This window comes from Niallia sp. FSL K6-0212 (assembly GCF_038007605.1).
Taxonomy (GTDB): Bacteria; Bacillota; Bacilli; order Bacillales; family Cytobacillaceae; genus Niallia; species Niallia circulans.
The window spans coordinates 4293903-4310598 of record NZ_JBBOXL010000001.1 but is presented as its reverse complement, the minus strand read 5'-3'; the positions used below and the strand labels follow the sequence as shown (position 1 = coordinate 4310598).

The 16696-nt window shown below is 35.3% G+C and carries 15 protein-coding genes; 13 read left to right on the top strand and 2 right to left on the bottom strand.

The window, feature by feature from the left end; genetic code table 11:
* Window positions 1–10 precede the first annotated feature (10 nt).
* From MHH96_RS20705 to MHH96_RS20665, 9 genes are all read left to right on the top strand, one after another.
* Window positions 11–1465: a response regulator transcription factor gene (locus MHH96_RS20705; RefSeq protein WP_047941148.1), complete on the top strand. Its 1455-nt coding sequence runs from the start codon at window positions 11–13 to the stop codon at window positions 1463–1465.
* A 4-nt stretch (window positions 1466–1469) separates the two neighbouring features.
* Window positions 1470–2123, top strand: a complete 654-nt coding sequence (locus MHH96_RS20700) for a DUF624 domain-containing protein (protein ID WP_251687619.1) — start codon at window positions 1470–1472, stop codon at window positions 2121–2123.
* Window positions 2120–3403, top strand: coding sequence for a hypothetical protein (locus MHH96_RS20695; protein WP_047941146.1), 1284 nt, complete (start codon window positions 2120–2122; stop codon window positions 3401–3403). The genes MHH96_RS20700 and MHH96_RS20695 overlap by 4 nt, the downstream gene beginning before the upstream one ends.
* Before the next feature lie 290 nt (window positions 3404–3693).
* Window positions 3694–4650, top strand: a complete 957-nt coding sequence (locus MHH96_RS20690; RefSeq protein ID WP_047941145.1) for an ABC transporter permease — start codon at window positions 3694–3696, stop codon at window positions 4648–4650.
* 10 nt (window positions 4651–4660) lie between these two features.
* Window positions 4661–5575, top strand: a complete 915-nt coding sequence (locus MHH96_RS20685; RefSeq protein WP_047941144.1) for a carbohydrate ABC transporter permease — start codon at window positions 4661–4663, stop codon at window positions 5573–5575.
* Between the two features lie 45 nt (window positions 5576–5620).
* Window positions 5621–7270, top strand: coding sequence for an ABC transporter substrate-binding protein (locus MHH96_RS20680; RefSeq protein ID WP_047941143.1), 1650 nt, complete (start codon window positions 5621–5623; stop codon window positions 7268–7270).
* Window positions 7271–7400: 130 nt separating this feature from the next.
* Window positions 7401–8315: an ROK family protein gene (locus MHH96_RS20675; RefSeq protein WP_047941141.1), complete on the top strand. Its 915-nt coding sequence runs from the start codon at window positions 7401–7403 to the stop codon at window positions 8313–8315.
* Window positions 8302–10608 (top strand): alpha-xylosidase, encoded by a 2307-nt coding sequence (gene yicI, locus MHH96_RS20670; RefSeq protein WP_047941140.1) that lies wholly within the window; start codon window positions 8302–8304, stop codon window positions 10606–10608. Before MHH96_RS20675 ends, yicI begins: the two co-directional genes overlap by 14 nt.
* A 39-nt stretch (window positions 10609–10647) precedes the next feature.
* Window positions 10648–12111, top strand: a complete 1464-nt coding sequence (locus MHH96_RS20665; protein WP_144545213.1) for a glycoside hydrolase family 1 protein — start codon at window positions 10648–10650, stop codon at window positions 12109–12111.
* Between the two features lie 108 nt (window positions 12112–12219).
* Here the strand turns inward: MHH96_RS20665 and MHH96_RS20660 are convergent, their stop codons facing one another.
* Window positions 12220–12936, bottom strand: a complete 717-nt coding sequence (locus MHH96_RS20660; RefSeq protein WP_053215601.1) for a M23 family metallopeptidase — start codon at window positions 12934–12936, stop codon at window positions 12220–12222.
* 67 nt (window positions 12937–13003) lie between these two features.
* Window positions 13004–14389, bottom strand: a complete 1386-nt coding sequence (locus tag MHH96_RS20655) for an alkaline phosphatase (protein ID WP_047941137.1) — start codon at window positions 14387–14389, stop codon at window positions 13004–13006.
* A gap of 227 nt (window positions 14390–14616) precedes the next feature.
* On the opposite strand from MHH96_RS20655, the gene spoIIIAA reads away from it, so the two are divergent.
* Genes spoIIIAA through spoIIIAD form a run of 4 tightly spaced genes read left to right on the top strand, consistent with a single transcriptional unit; the run spans window position 14617 to window position 16687 of the window.
* Window positions 14617–15543, top strand: a complete 927-nt coding sequence (gene spoIIIAA / locus MHH96_RS20650) for a stage III sporulation protein AA (RefSeq protein ID WP_047941136.1) — start codon at window positions 14617–14619, stop codon at window positions 15541–15543.
* Entirely contained in the window at window positions 15544–16059 is a 516-nt protein-coding gene (gene spoIIIAB / locus MHH96_RS20645) for a stage III sporulation protein SpoIIIAB (RefSeq protein WP_047941135.1), read from the top strand.
* Window positions 16060–16076: 17 nt separating this feature from the next.
* The gene (gene spoIIIAC / locus MHH96_RS20640; protein ID WP_016204918.1) at window positions 16077–16283 is read left to right on the top strand and encodes a stage III sporulation protein AC; all 207 of its coding nucleotides are present in this window, start codon (window positions 16077–16079) and stop codon (window positions 16281–16283) included.
* An 8-nt stretch (window positions 16284–16291) separates the two neighbouring features.
* Window positions 16292–16687, top strand: a complete 396-nt coding sequence (gene spoIIIAD, locus MHH96_RS20635) for a stage III sporulation protein AD (protein ID WP_047941134.1) — start codon at window positions 16292–16294, stop codon at window positions 16685–16687.
* Window positions 16688–16696 lie beyond the last annotated feature (9 nt).

Here is a 16696-nt window from a genome sequence, read left to right as displayed (position 1 = left end):
GGCGTAAATAATGAAAAAAGTACTAATTGTTGATGACGAGCCGGTAATTAGAGAGGGGCTGCCTTATATTATTGATTGGCAGGAATATGGATTTGAAATTGTTGGTTCTGCCCAAAATGGGAAAGAAGGAATAAAACTAATTAAAGAATACCAGCCTGATTTAGTAATAACAGATATACGAATGCCTGAGATGGACGGGTTAGAAATGATACAGACTGCCCAAAAAAGAGGAGAAACTTTTTATTCTATTATTCTATCAGGATATTCAGAATTTACTTACGCTCAAAAAGCCATTCGCTTAGGAACAGTATCTTATTTGTTAAAACCAATAGATGAAGATGAATTAACAGATATATTGTTAGGGATACGAAAAAAAGTAGATAAACAGAAAGAGACGAATAATGATATCTACAATGTTCTAAGGAAAAATATTTTTGAAGGGGATTTTACACCCTGTACACAAGAATATAGGTTGGCTTGTTTAATACGTTTTTCAAACCAATCCATAGCAAGGGAATTTCAGACAAGAATAAGGGAGAATAAAAACGTTCTTTGTTATTTATTAACACACGATGATTATACGTATATATTGACACTAATTTTAGATGATTTTGATTTAAATACCTTGGAAAGGGAACTGCTGTCTATAGCTAGTCAAGAAGGGGAAGTTATACTTCAGTCTTCATGGCAAAATAAAAGCAGCCATTTGAAACAGCTATATAAAGAGATAAGAAAGTTAAAAGATATTACCTTTTCTTATGCTAACTTAGGTCTTATTTCAAATGAAAGAATAAAAAGTTTACAAGCCAAAACTCATTTTACAGGAAATATAACAGAGCAGCTGTTAAAGGATATTTTGTATGATGGAGATCTTGCAAATTCTCTTTTTAAATATAAGGAAAACTTCCGTTATCATTCACTACATGAAAATGAAATCAAATGGAATGTCAGTAAGGAGTTCCAAAGTGTTGTAAATAACGTGATAGATACTATTAATCCAACAGATAGAGAGCGCTTGCAGGAAGTGGTAAATACTGCTGAAAAGAGTATCGCAAGAAGTAGAACGATGGAACAGTTAATGAAGGAAATGGAAAATAGTTATCGAGTGTTGCAGCAAATTGTGAATGAAAGCTTTAATAGAATTAATACTATCCAAGAAATAGAAAGATATACACAAAAACACTATAAGGAAGATTTAAATCTTAAAATTATATCAGAGCACTTTAATTATAACAACGCTTACATCGGCAAAAAATTCAAAAAAGAAACTGGAAAAAGCTACTCTCAATATCTAGATGAAATACGGATGGGCAAAGCAAAACAACTACTAAAAGATTCTAATTTAATGATTTATGAGATTGCAGAAAGAACAGGTTATGCTAATTTGGACTATTTTTATAAAAAGTTTAAGCGACATTGTGGCATGTCACCAAATGAATACCGAAAATTACAAGGTAATGGGTGAAGCGATGAATAGTAGGAAGCTTTATCAAACTCTAAATTACATATCCACTTTCTTTCTTTTGAATCTATGTTTTGTATTCAGTAACATATTATTCTTTACTGCTTTATTGCTTTTTCCATTTTCCCTAGAAAATATTATGCTGTTTTATATATCGCTTCTTCCTATGGGAGCAAGTCTCACTGCCCTTTTCTCCACTAACGGCCGATTGTTAAGAGAAGGAAGTATCACTCCGGTAAAAGATTTTTTCATGGATTATAAAACAAATTTTAAACTCAGTTTTATTTATTGGTTTATACAGTTAACCATCCTTTTAATCTTATTTGTTGATTTTTTTTATATGCTACAAAAAAATAATTTAATACTGGCTTGTGTAGTTGCTATTATTTTAGCAATTGTCTTTATCACCACAAGTATTGGTCTTAGTGTATTAAGCAGATTTGAAAGTAATATGAAAACATTATTAAAAGCAGGACCGTTTATATTGTTGCGATTTCCAGGAAAAGCATTCTTACACTTATCCACTTCTGTTATTCTAGTTGTCTTTTTTTACTATGTCCCCGCTGTATCCTTTTTATTTGCTTTTAGCCTGTTCGGCTTTATTTTAATGTATTATACAAATCCGGTGCTGTATCGGCTAGAGAAGGAGTTAAAAAAATGAAAATCAGTCCAAAAAACTATCTATATATTTTTATCCCTCTAGTAATGTTTCTGATGGCAAGCTGCAATCAAGAAAAAGAACATGCTTCGCCTATAAAAAGCAGCATAAGCTTAAAAAACATCGAGCAGGCAAGTGAGCTGCGTATTAAACAACAGGACAGTTCGATAAAACTAAGCAAAGAAGGAAGTTATTGGACTGTAAAGGAACAGACTTTCCAAGATGATATGGCAAATCAATTTGTTCTAGCTTTATCAAGTATGAGAGGAGATAAAGTGAAAGAGCAGAAGGAAATGGATTTATTAATCGAGGTGGCAGCAGATCAATCACAAATGAAGTTATATAAAAAGAAAAATCAATATTATTTAGTGAGACAAAACCAAACTTATCAGCTTTCTTATGTTCCAAACCTTGTGAAATTCTACTCACCGATAATTTTTTCAGAAAGGAAGGCATTTCCACTAGAAGCAGATCAGATAAAAAAGATTGAATTTCGAGGAAAGCAAGCTCACTATTCCTTGAGTAAACAAACTACTTATTCATCGGTCGAAAAAGCACCCTTTATAAGTGGATGGTTTCTTCATGACTATTATTCACACGATTATTCAGTGGAATACAAAAAAATGGATGAAATCTTGTCTACACTTACACATTTAAAAGTATCAGATCCATTAAAAGAAATCGATCAAAGTAAGCTGACCAATTGGAAGGAGATTATTATTCAAGAAGAGGGTAAGGAATATACTTTACAATTGCTAAAGGATGAAAATAATCAATACTATGCGACCGTTAATAAAGAAAAAAAGCTGTTTTTCGTTCCAAAAGGGCAAATTGAAAATTTAGTAAATCACCCTTTTTCTATTATCGATAAGTTTCTGTGCCTTATTATGGCAGATGCTTTGAACAAGTGGACAATTGAAGGCAAACAATCAGAGCAGATTACTGCTTTCCATCGACTTAATAGTAAGTCAGATAAAATTATTTCTTCCTTTCAATTAAATAATAGAAATATAGACGAAGCAGACTTTCGAAATTTATATCAATATATTGCTGTACTATCTGCAAATGAGGAATATAAAGGAGAGGCATTAGAAAATAACCCTTATTTGAAAATGACGTACGATTTTACATCTGACGGAAGCGAACATAGTCGAAAACTAGAATTTTATCCATTGAAAACTAATGATAGTATGTTCGCTATTAAAGAAAATGGCAATATTGATTTTGTTATCAAAAAAGACCAATTAGTAACGATGCTTAAGCAAGTAAATGAATTTGATTAATCGAATAATTAGATGGCTGAATTCCTTTATATAGGGCAGCTTAGAAATAGATACAAGAGGCAAATTTGAAGTAGTACTTCTAGAAGAGAAATTTGCCTGTTATCAAAGTGCTCATTCAATCATGAGCACTTTTGGTTTATTACTGTTTGAAAGTATATATCAATAGATTAAACGCTTTCAAAACACTATTTTTTACTACTTACTACACTAAGAATTACTATTAAAAATGAAAGCGTAACCAATTATACTTTATCTATAAAGAAGTTACTTTAGTTAGGGAGTGGGGAGAGATGGAGATAGCACCTCTTGTTAAGCAAGAAAAAAAGCCCCAAAAGGAGAAAAAGATCACCTGGAAAAAGCTGAAAGATCAAAAAGTACTTATCATGATGGCACTACCCTTGGTAATTTGGCTTATCGTATTTTGTTATGTACCTCTTTTTGGATGGATAATGGCTTTTCAAGATTATAAGCCTGCATTAGGAGTTCTAGAATCCCCATGGGTTGGACTTAAGCACTTTAAAGCACTGTTTGAGGACGAATTGTTTTATCGGGCATTAATTAATACTTTGGGAATGGGTGGGTTAGGGATTGTTTTTGGAACCGCAAGTTCAATTGCTCTGGCTCTCTTATTAAATGAGCTCCGGTTCACAAGATTTAAGAAATTTACACAGACCGTATCATACCTTCCGCATTTTGTATCGTGGGTAATTGTAGCAAACATTGTAACTACCATGCTTTCAACTAATGGAGCATTGAATGAATTATTATTGGCCCTCCATATTATTGATAGCCCAATACAATTTATGAGTGATCCCAATAAGTTTTGGTATATTGTCACATTCTCTGACGTTTGGAAAGAAATGGGATGGAATGCAATTATTTATCTCGCAGCAATGGTGAGTATCGATAAAGAAATGTATGAAGCAGCTTGGGTAGATGGAGCAAGTCGGTTTAAACAAATGATCCACATTACACTTCCATCTATCAAACCTATTATCCTTATACTATTAATTTTGAGTATTGGCAACCTTATTAATATCGGATTTGAAAAACAAATGCTGCTTGGAAATAATATCGTAGCAGATAAAGCGCTTGTACTGGACAAGTATGCTCTTGATTACGGTATTGGTATGTTTAGATATTCCTATGGTACAGCAATAGGAATTTTTAAATCAGTCGTTAGTATTATTCTTATCTTTATATTTAATAATATTGCCAAAAAATCAGGGAATGGCGGACTTATGTAAGGAGGCTAATATGACAAATTTATTCAGGAAGAAAAAGAGCATAAATCGACCTACTGGCTTTGATGTAGTCATTGGATCAATAATGATCATCATCATTATCGCCACACTCTATCCATTTTTAAATGTTTTAGCTATTTCATTAAATGATTCAGTGGATACAGCTAAAGGTGGATTGCACATTTTGCCAAGGGAATTTACTTTTGCAAACTATATAGAAATCTTCAGCAATAATGATCAACTGCTGTTAGCCTTTACCAATTCTGTTTTAAGAACAGTCATTGGTACTATTGCAGGAGTTTTATGTACATGTGTCATGGCTTATGTCATTAGCCGAAAAGACTTCATCTTTCGAAAACATCTTACAACATTGCTGATTGTTACGATGTATGTCAGTGGCGGGCTAATCCCTGGATATATTTTAATTCGCAATTTAGGATTGATTAACAGTTTTGCTGTCTATATTATTCCAGCATTACTAAGTGCTTTTAATGTAATCGTTATAAGATCCTTTATTGATAGTTTACCAGATGCACTGGAAGAATCAGCAAAAATAGACGGAGCAAATGATTTTGTTATATTTTACAAGATTATTATGCCGTTATGCATTCCAGCGATTGCTACAATTGCTCTTTTTATCGCTGTTGGTCAATGGAATAGCTGGTTCGATACCTATTTGTATGCGAGGGGGAATGTTAATCTAACAACACTACAATATGAATTAATGAAGATTTTAGACAATGCTAGTGCACAATCAACGGGAAATGTCAGTAATTCAGCTATGGAGCAATTAAATGCAGGGAAAACTACTCCAGAATCTATTAAGATGGCAATCACTATTATTGCTACTGTACCTATATTGCTAGTATATCCATTTCTGCAAAAATATTTTGTTTCAGGATTAACATTAGGAGCAGTGAAAAATTAATCAGCTAGGTTAGCCTATTTTGCTTATTATTAGGAGGGATTTTTAATGAAATGGAAGAAAATCATAATGGCAGGTTCAGTGTTATCGGCAAGTCTGTTACTTGCAGCTTGTAATAATGCTGTTGATTCAGAAAAAGAGCAAGATGGAGACATTACAACCCTAACGTTTTTTAGTGCGGATTTAACGAAGGATGACAAATTTGATAATCCGGTTGCTAAAGAAATTACCAAAAAAACAGGGGTAAAGTTAGAAATTTCTCATCCGGTTGGTGGCGATACACAAGCAGTTCCTTTAATGATTGCAAGCGGCGATTATCCTGACTTAATTTTTGGCAAAGGCGATCTTAATAAATTAATTGATGCTGGAGCTGTTATCCCATTAGATGAACTGATTGAAGACAAGGGGGAAAATTTGAAAGCTCTGTATGGTGATCAACTAGTCCGCCTAAAGAACAATACAGAAGATCCGCAGATTTACCATGTGGGTACAGGCGGCATGACGAATACAGTATTAAATCCTAGCGGAACATTTAAAATACAATTAGAAGTATTAAAAGAATTAGGCTATCCAGAGATTAAAACTTTAGAAGATTACGAGAATGCTTTAAAAGCTTATAAAGAAAAGTATCCGCAAATCAATGGACAAGATACGATTGGCTTATCTTTATTAGGTAGTGACTGGAGATGGCTCATTACAGTAGGAAACCCAGCAGGATATGCATCTGGATATCAAGATGATGGGCAATGGCTGGTGGATGAAAGTACAGGCGAGACAAGATATAAATTCCAAGATGAGAAAGTAAAAGAGTACTTTAAATGGCTCAACCATATGTATGATGAAGGATTAGTAGATCCAGAGAGTTTTACTCAAAAATATGACACATATATCGCAAAAATATCTTCGGGTCGTGTCATAGGTTTAGCGGATCAAAACTGGGATATAAATGATGGAATTGCGGCCCTTAAAGCAGACGGCCAGTCGTGGAGAACTTACGCACCACTTCCTGTGACATTGGAAGAAGGTATTTTACAGCCAGATACAAAAGACTATGGCTATACAGGTACGATTGGTGTTTCCATTTCCTCTACAAGTAAACAACAAGAAAAGGCTTTTGAATTTTTAGACTGGATGGCTTCAGAAGAAGCACAAATCTTAGTTAACTGGGGGATTGAAGGAGAAAACTATGAAATCAAGGATGGAAAACGTGTTGCTACCGATATTAAAGAATCGCAAACAGATCCTAATTATTCCCTTAAAACAGGAGTCGGGAACTATATTTACCCGTTTCCACAATGGGGAACAGGAGCAGTTGATTCCACTGGACAACCAATATCAAGGTCTGATACGAAAGAATTAGCCATGTCGAATTACACTGAGGAAGAAAAAGAGGTTATAAGTAGTTATGGTCATGAAGTGTGGGCAGACTTCTTCCCATCCCCAGATGAATTAGGACAGACAAAGCACGGTCGTGCTTTTGAAATAGCTATTCCAGCAAGCAGTGATTTGACAGTGATTCAACAAAAGGCAGACGACTACACAACACAAGCAATTACTGATATTATCATTTCCCCTCCAAGTGAGTTTGAACAGAAATGGTCAGAAATGCAAACAAAATTAAAAGAGATGGGGATTGATAAAGCTAGTTCGGATATGACTGGATTAGTAAAAGATCGCATGAAGTTATGGGAGAATTAAAGATTTACTTTTATGGGTGAAACATCTGAGGAAATAAAAACTATTTCTTCTTTAAACGACTCTGTTGGAACAAAGCAGAATAGTTTTTCCTATCTTTCTACTGTTTCATCCCTTTAAGGGGAGATTGGTAATGGCTGTCATAAGTTTTGATGTAGGTGGAACATATGTGAAATATGGATTGATCGAAGACTCTCACATTGTTCAAAAAGGAAAATTCAAAACAGATAAGGTTGACAAAGATAGTTTTCTATCTAGTTTGGCTGCAAAAATAGAAGAATTGAGCCTGTTAGCATCTATTAAAGGAATAGGTATAAGCTTTCCAGGGTTTATTGATACAGTAAATGGAGTTCCTATTCTTGCAGGCGCAATTACTTCTATAAATGGAGTAAATATAGTAAATGAAGTAAAGAGAAGATTAACAATGGATTGTCCAATCTATATAGAAAATGATGCGAATTGCGCCGCTATAGCAGAAAAGTATAATGGTGCAGCAATTGATAATAATGATTTTATTCTCTTAACACTTGGGACGGGAGTAGGCGGTGCGATTTACTATCAGAATCAAACAATAAAGGGTCACTCTTATCGAGCTGGTGAATTAGGTATGATGCTTACAGATTATGGGAAATATCCGAATAAAACACTTCATGAGTTAGCATCCACAAGTGCACTTATCAGCCTTTATAAAGAAAAATATAGACTTCCGCCTGAAGCGGAAATAACTGGTGAAGAAATATTTTCTCTAACAAATGATTACAAGGTAGAAGCGATAATTAGAGAGTGGAGTAAGTACGTTGCGGTAGCGATATTTAATTCTGTCGTTATTTTCAATCCCGAGAAGGTTCTAATTGGTGGCGGCATAAGTCAAAATCCTGCACTATATCCTTATATAAACGAGGCATTAAACTCCATACCTTACTGGCAAGATTTCATTATACCTGTTGAAATTTGTAAGCATTATAATGATTCGGGTTTATGGGGGGCTTATATTTTAGTAGAAAACCATTTAAAGCAAGGGGAGTGTGAAAGAAATGAAATTTCTTAACGGCGGATGGTTAGTTAAAGACGGTTTTGAAGTGAATTATGCTACACATGTGTATTCGACAAGACAATCAAAAAATATCTTAACTTTATATGCTCCTTTTTCCTATATAAATCATAAAGGGTCAACATTAGATGGCGGGATGATGACCATTGAACTATTCACTCCACATCCAGATATAATCGGTGTCAGAATGTACCATTATAAAGGAACAAAAAAACTTGAGCCGTGTTTTGTGATCAATAAAAAAGAAATTGTTCCAGATATTTCAGAATCGGAATCTGCATATTCTTTTGTTGCTGGGGATTTAAGTGCCGTTGTGACAAAGGGAGAAACCTTTACGATAACTTTTAAATATAAGGGACGAATCCTTACAGAAAGCAATCCAAGAAGTAAAGGATATATTAAAGATCCACAGGGAGATTCCCATATCAGTGAACAATTGTCTATTGGTGTAGGAGAAAACATTTATGGCTTAGGAGAACGGTTTACTAATTTTGTGAAAAACGGGCAAACAGTCGATATTTGGAATGCAGACGGAGGGACTGGTACGGAACAGGCATATAAAAATATTCCATTCTATGTAAGCAGCAATGGGTATGGTGTATTTGTGAATACTCCAGGGAAAGCTAGTTTTGAAATTGGAAGTGAAAAGGTGTCGAAGGTGCAATTTAGCGTACCTGGTGAAATGATGGAATATTATGTAATTGGGGGCGGAAATCTAAAGCAAGTATTAGAAAATTATACTGAATTGACAGGGAAACCATCAATGCCGCCCGCATGGTCCTTTGGTCTTTGGTTAAGTACTTCCTTTTTAACAGATTATGATGAAAAAACAGTTACTTCTTTTGTAGATGGAATGGCAGAGCATGATATTCCTTTAGAAGTTTTTCATTTTGATTGTTTATGGATGAAAGAATATGAATGGTGCAATTTTACTTGGGATCAAGATATCTTTCCAGAACCTGAAAAGATGTTAGCGAGGTTAAAAGCAAAAGGATTAAAAATCTGTGTTTGGATTAATCCGTATATTGGCCAAAAGTCACCTTTATTTGATGAAGGAATGGAAAAAGGCTACTTCTTAACAAAAGCTAATGGTGATATTTGGCAATGGGATAAGTGGCAAGCAGGAATGGCAATTGTGGATTTTACTAATCCTGCAGCAGTAAAGTGGTATCAGTCCCAGTTAACCTCTTTGCTTGATATGGGAGTCGACTCTTTTAAGACAGATTTTGGCGAACGTATTCCAATAGATTGCGTTTATTATGACGGATCTGATCCGGAAAGAATGCATAATTACTATGCCTATTTGTATAACGAAGTAGTTTATAACCTTTTAGTAGAGGTGCGCGGCAAAGAAGAAGCCGTAGTCTTTGCCAGGTCTGCATCCGTTGGTTCGCAAAAGTTTCCAGTACATTGGGGTGGGGATAGTACTTCTGATTATCCATCAATGGCTGAAACACTTCGGGCAGGGTTATCTTTTGGCCTTGGCGGTTTTGGTTATTGGAGTCATGATATCTCAGGATTTGAGGCAGGAGCAACGCCAGATATTTATAAAAGATGGACGCAGTTTGGCCTATTATCTTCCCATAGCCGCTATCACGGAAGCTGGGAGTATAAAGTGCCTTGGATGTATGGAGAAGAGGCAGTGGAGGTTACACGCACCTTTACAAAATTGAAACTGAGTTTAATGCCATATTTAATTGCTCAATCTGTATATACTGCAGAAAAAGGGATACCTATGATGAGACCAATGGTTTTAGAGTTCCCACATGATATTTCTACTCATACTTTAGATCGTCAATACATGCTCGGAGATAATCTATTAGTAGCACCAATTTTTAGAGAAGACGGCAAAGTTAATTTTTATGTACCAGAGACAAAAGGAGTTTGGACCAATTATTTAACAGGAGAATTATATGAGGGTGGTCATTGGTATGAGCAATCGTATGATTATTTTACGCTGCCGTTATTGGTCCGCCCAAATAGCATTATTATCGAAGGAAGCTGCAGGGAACATGCAGTATATGATTATACGGAAAAGCCGAAGATTCACGTATTTGATTTACATGAAAACCAACTCCTTTCAGCTGCGATATATAGCAAAGATGGAGAAAAACAAGCGAATGTCATGTTATCGAAAAAGCACGGGCAGTATGAAATAGAGGTTACTGGCATAAATAAATATGAAATTATTTTACATGGAGTAACGGATATTCCTCCAGCTCCAGAAGTGAAAGTAGAGAATAATTCCACCCGGATTGTTTCATCCAAACAAAAATGGACACTTGGCTAAACGAGTAGAAGGGTTAAGGAAAAGGAAGGGACAGAAGTTATGTACCATAAACAACTAGATGACTTTCCAGCCGATTTTCTATGGGGTGCTGCATCAGCTGCGTACCAAATTGAAGGTGCTTGGAATGTTGATGGGAAAGGGCCTTCTATCTGGGATACTTTCTCCAAAATAAAAGGAAAAACATATGAAGGAACAACTGGAGATGTAGCCGTCGATCATTATCATTTATATAAGGATGATGTGAGATTGATGGCAGAAATGGGTTTAAGGGCATATCGCTTTAGCGTTTCTTGGAGCAGAGTAATTCCAGATGGTGACGGTCGTGTGAATGAAGCAGGCTTATTATTTTATGAAAGATTAGTAGATGAGTTATTGGCTAATAAAATTGAGCCGGTTATCACTCTTTATCACTGGGATTTACCACAATCATTACAGGATCGCTTTAATGGCTGGGAGTCTCGAGAAACAATTAAAGCTTTTAAAAAATATTGTGAAGTGTTATATCGTAGATTGGGAAAAAAGGTTACTTATTGGGTATCCATGAATGAACAAAATGTTTTCACCACACTTGGTTACCGATGGGCCATACATCCACCTGGAGTTACCGATTTAAAAAGAATGTATGAAGCCAATCATATTATTAATCTTGCAAATGCGGAAGCAATTAAGTTATTTCATGAATTAGTGCCGAATGGAAAGATCGGACCAAGTTTTGGATATGGACCGATGTACCCTTTAAATGCAGATCCAGCTAATGTATTGGCAGCAGAAAATGGCGAGTCCTTTAACAATGATTGGTGGCTAGATGTATATTGTAAAGGGACTTATCCAAGGTTTGTGAGGAAACAACTAGTGAGACTTGGAATTGCTCCCACGGTTTTGGAAGAAGATGAAATTTTATTAAAATCTGCTAAACCAGACTTTTTAGGTATTAATTATTACCATGGTGGCACAGCACAGCAGAATCGATTGGAGCTTTCTGACAAGGATTGTGAAAAAGAATTTTTAGGAACTGATCCATATTTAATGCAGCCTAAAAGCGGTCAAGCAGTGACTCCAGAGATTCCGATGTTTAATGCAGTCGAAAATCCATATTTGCAAAAGACAGATTGGGGATGGGAAATAGATCCAATTGGTTTTCGAATAGCATTAAGAAGAGTTCAAGCAAGATATGATTTACCAATTTTTATTACAGAAAATGGCTTAGGTGCTATTGATACAATTGCTGAGAATGGACAAATAAAGGATTATTACCGTATTGATTATTTAAAGAATCATATATTAGAAATGAAAAAAGCAATAACAGATGGAGTGGACATTATCGGATATTGCGCATGGTCTTTTACTGATCTGTTAAGTTGGTTGAATGGATATAAAAAACGTTACGGTTTTGTTTATGTAAATAGAACGGAGCATGAAGAAAAGGATTTAAGAAGGATACCGAAAGAAAGCTATTATTGGTATAAACAGCTTATTTTAGAAAATGGTGTGTCGATTAAATAGCGGAAAGCAACACCCTGTTTCAAAGAAGTTAATAAATAAACCCAACTCAGTCTTTTATTTCCAAAAAATAAGAGTTTGTCTACAGTCTAAGAGTAGGATAAATATAATTTATCCTACTCTTAGTTTTTGGCCAGGGTAAATTTTGTCTACATTTTTCAATTGATTCCATTCCTTTATTTTTCCTGCACTTGTATGAAAATTTTTTGCTATTCGGCTGACTGTATCTCCTTTTTTGACCACATAATAGACAGCCTTTTGGGAAGGTATTTTGATTTTTTGTCCGACTTTGATGATATCTTGGTTTTCTATCTGGTTAAAAGCACGTAGAACTTTAATCGTTGTCTTATATTTTCTGCTAATTTGATACAGGGTATCCCCTTTTTTCACAATATATTCTGTATTATGTGAAGGGATTGTATTAGAATCTAATTCAAAATATGGTAATGGATTAACTGCGTTAGATTTATTGATATTCCAACGACCAATGTGTAATTCAAAGTGCAAATGCTGACCTGTTGATTCTCCTGTACTTCCCATAATGCCAATAACTTGTCCTTTTTTTACATAATCGCCAACCTTCACTTTTCGAGATCCTCTTTTCAAATGCGCATACACTGTTTCATATTCTTGTCCAGATATTTTATGAAGAATCATAATGCATTCTCCGTAACTTGCCGAGTAATAGGATCTGCTGACAATCCCGTCAGCACAAGCTTTAATTGCATTGATGCCATTGTGGGCAAAATCTATCCCAAAGTGCATGTTTTTACCAGTTGCACGAAATTCGTTTGATATATATGTCACGGAAGTTGGTTTAGAAAACATATCATATCACCTCATGATAGCATATGACGAAGTGGTTATAATTGGTTGGACTTTCCCTTTTTATTTCTTAGAAGGCATATCCCATAATCTCAGCAATTTTTCTGGGGATATCGGTGTTATCTAAAACACCATGAAATTCTTCTGCTCCTGTCCCAACTGCAAATACAACAATCATATTGCTTGTATGGCCGCCTGTTGAACTAAGCTGCTGGGTGAGTGGATGTACTATGCCTGCATGATAATGGTTCGCGATAATAGTGCCAATTTTCCAGTCCATTTGTTGTTCTCGATATACTTGTCCGTTATTTACTTTCGGATTTATTTGCAGCTGAAGCAGCTCATCTTTCCTGAGGTCTATTCCAGCATAGTCTTTAAAAACTTTCTTTATGCTTTTTGTCGTATAGCCATTTTTTGTTTTTTTCTTTATTAATTGCTGAGCCATATAATGAGGGGACGCTGAAACCTTTTTTAAACCACTAATATCTAACGCTTCTGTAGCAGATATGCCCATTGTTTCGTGATCTGCTGCAACAACAACCAATGTATCGTTTCTTTTATTCGCCCATTCCACACAGTACTTAACCACTTCATCAAATGCAACTGTTTCTTTCCATATACCAGTTATATCAGAAGCATGAGAGGCGTGATCTATTCGACCTCCTTCAATCATTGCAAAAAATCCTTTTTGTTCACTTGATAGCACGTCTAATGCCTTTTTCGTCATTTCTTCCAATGTTGGTTCAGTTGTTTTGATATGACTTCTATCAAGTTGAAAATTCAAATGAGCATCACCGAATAATCCAAGCCATTTTTGGGCATTCGTTTTTTCTAATTCCTCAGCGGTTGTTAGAAAATCATATCCAGCTTTTTTATAAGCACCGATAAGATCAATTCCTCGTTTATCCTTATGCGTAAAGTACTTTTTGCCTCCTCCCATGATAATATCCACCTTATTATTCAATTGTTGTTTAGCAATTTCCTCCTGGTCTGCCCATCTATTATTGACGCTTGCGGTAAAGCTGGCAGGTGTTGCATCTGTAACAGAATTTGTCGTGATGATGGCCGTTTTTTTACCATCCTTTTTAAATTTGTCTAAAATACTATCTACATTTTTTCCTTCTGGTGTAATACCTATCATTCCATTATTTGTTTTCCTTCCTATTGCAAGGGCTGTTCCTCCAGCAGCAGAGTCTGTTACCCGATTATTGCTAGATGAAGTATGAACTATGGCAGTATAGGGAAGTGTTTCTAGAAAAAGTCTTCCATTTACTCCATGTTCAAATAATCGAGCAATCTCCATTTGTCCAATGCCCATACCATCACCGATGAGGAAAATAACATTTTTTGGTTTTCTCTGTTGTTCCTTGCTAAAAGCAGGCTTTTCTACCATTGTTTGCATGGAAAGAAAGAACCCTAAACTAATGGAAAGAAAGGCGATAAGTAGTCTTTTCAAGTCTTTTCCCCTCCTTTATTTTTTGCTTTTAATCCTATATAGCATTTGAAAAAAAACTAATTTTTAACCACTTGTAACTAAATGTCGCTTTTTTTCTGAAAAAAAATGAATTAATGAAGTGATGACATAAAAAAAGAAGACAAGCATACATTTTAATAAGTCATCCTATATATGTCATTACAAAGCAGCCAATTTAAACTAGGAAATTTCATTAAGGAGGAACTATTGTGAATACTATCTATTCTTTTTTGCCTAAAGCAATCGAAAATCATATTCTCACAATCCCTCCATCAGAAAGATTAGGGATGGAAGAGATTCGAGTTCGCATAGGTAGACCTTTAGAAGTATTTATAAGTGGACGTTCTATCTTTTTTCCATTTATTGTTTCGAAAGAGGATGGGAACCAATTATTGAATAAAATCAGTCAGTATTCGGTCTATACAATGGAAGAAGAATTGAAAAGAGGATATATCACTATTCAAGGTGGACATCGGATTGGACTAGCAGGCAAGGTCATTTTACAAGATAGCAAAGTTAAGGCAATAAGGGATGTAGCATCTTTTAATATTCGAATTGCAAAGGAGCAAATTGGCATTGCTAACCCATTTATTCCTTATTTATATGATAAAGGGAAATGGCGTCATACGATGATTATTGGCCCTCCACAGACCGGGAAAACGACTTTATTGAGGGATATTGCTAGATTGATTTCTTCTGATACGGAAAATACTTTGTTAAAACCAGCTAAAGTAGGAATTGTGGATGAGCGGTCTGAAATTGCCGGATGCTTGGATGGTATTCCACAAATGACATTTGGTCCCCGTGTAGATGTACTGGATGCTTGTCCAAAAGCAGAAGGAATGATGATGATGATTCGCTCCATGAGTCCAGACGTCCTCATAGTGGATGAGGTTGGTCGGAAAGAGGATGAAGAAGCAATACTAGAAGCAGTGAATGCAGGTATTCAATTAATAATGACTACACATGGTTCAAGCTTGGAAGAAGTAAAAAAACGACCATTGCTTTCTAGCATGATAAAAATGGGCATATTCGAACGATATATTGAATTAAATAGAAGGAAAGGTCCTGGGACTGTGACAGCGATAAAAAATGGACAAGGCCAGTTATTGATGGATGAAATGAAGGTGAAATAAATGATTAAAATAATTGGTGCAATCTTGATCCTTGCTTCTACAAGCTGGGGTGGAATGGAATTTTCCAAGCTATTAAGTCAAAGACCAAAGCAAATTCGCGCTTTAAAATCTGCTCTGCAATCTTTAGAGGCGGAGATTATGTATGGACATACCCCCTTGCATGAAGCGAGTAGACGATTAGCTGAACAATTAAGTGAACCATTACGTTCCTTTTTTGCGAGCTTTGCAGAACGCCTGCTTAAAGAGGATACAACAGTGAAAGAGGCATGGACAGCCTCTTTGCATGAGATTTGGAAAAAAACAGCGATGAAGGATTCAGAATTAGAAATTATGAAACAATTTGGAGAAACATTAGGAAGACATGATCGTTTTTCCCAGCAGAAGCAGATTATGTTAACACTTACCCATCTGGAAAGAGAAGAAGAGGAAGCAAGGGAAATACAAGGGAAATATGAAAAAATGATAAGGAGCTTAGGATTTCTTTCGGGTCTGCTGATTGTCATTTTATTGATGTAGTTTAGGAGGAGACTTTTATGGGTTTAGAGGTCGATATTATATTCAAAATCGCTGGTGTTGGAATCGTTGTTGCTTTTTTACACACAATCCTCGACCAAGTCGGCAAAAAAGAATATGCACAGTGGGTTACATTATTTGGATTTATTTACATTCTATTTATGGTAGCGAATATTGTAAATGACTTATTCCAGAAAATCAAAGCAGTATTTTTATTCCAAGGGTAAAGGAGGATATCATCATTGAAATTCTTCAAATAGTTGGAATTGCACTTGTTTCCACATTTTTAGCACTCGTTGTAAAAGAACAAAAGCCAAATATCGCCTTTTTATTAGTTGTTTTTGTCGGCTGTGCCATCTTTCTTTTTCTTGTAGACCAAATAGCTGCAATCATCCAAATGGTGGAAAGGATCGCATTGAATGCAAAAGTAAATACCGTTTATGTCGAAACGATTCTAAAAATAATTGGTATTGCCTATATTGCAGAATTTGCTGTGCAAATTACAAAAGATGCGGGACAAGGATCAATCGCATCCAAGATTGAACTAGCAGGGAAGATATTGATATTGGCAATGGCTGTTCCGATCTTAACCGTCTTAGTTGAAACTATTTTAAATATGATTCCCAATTAACTTAGGAAA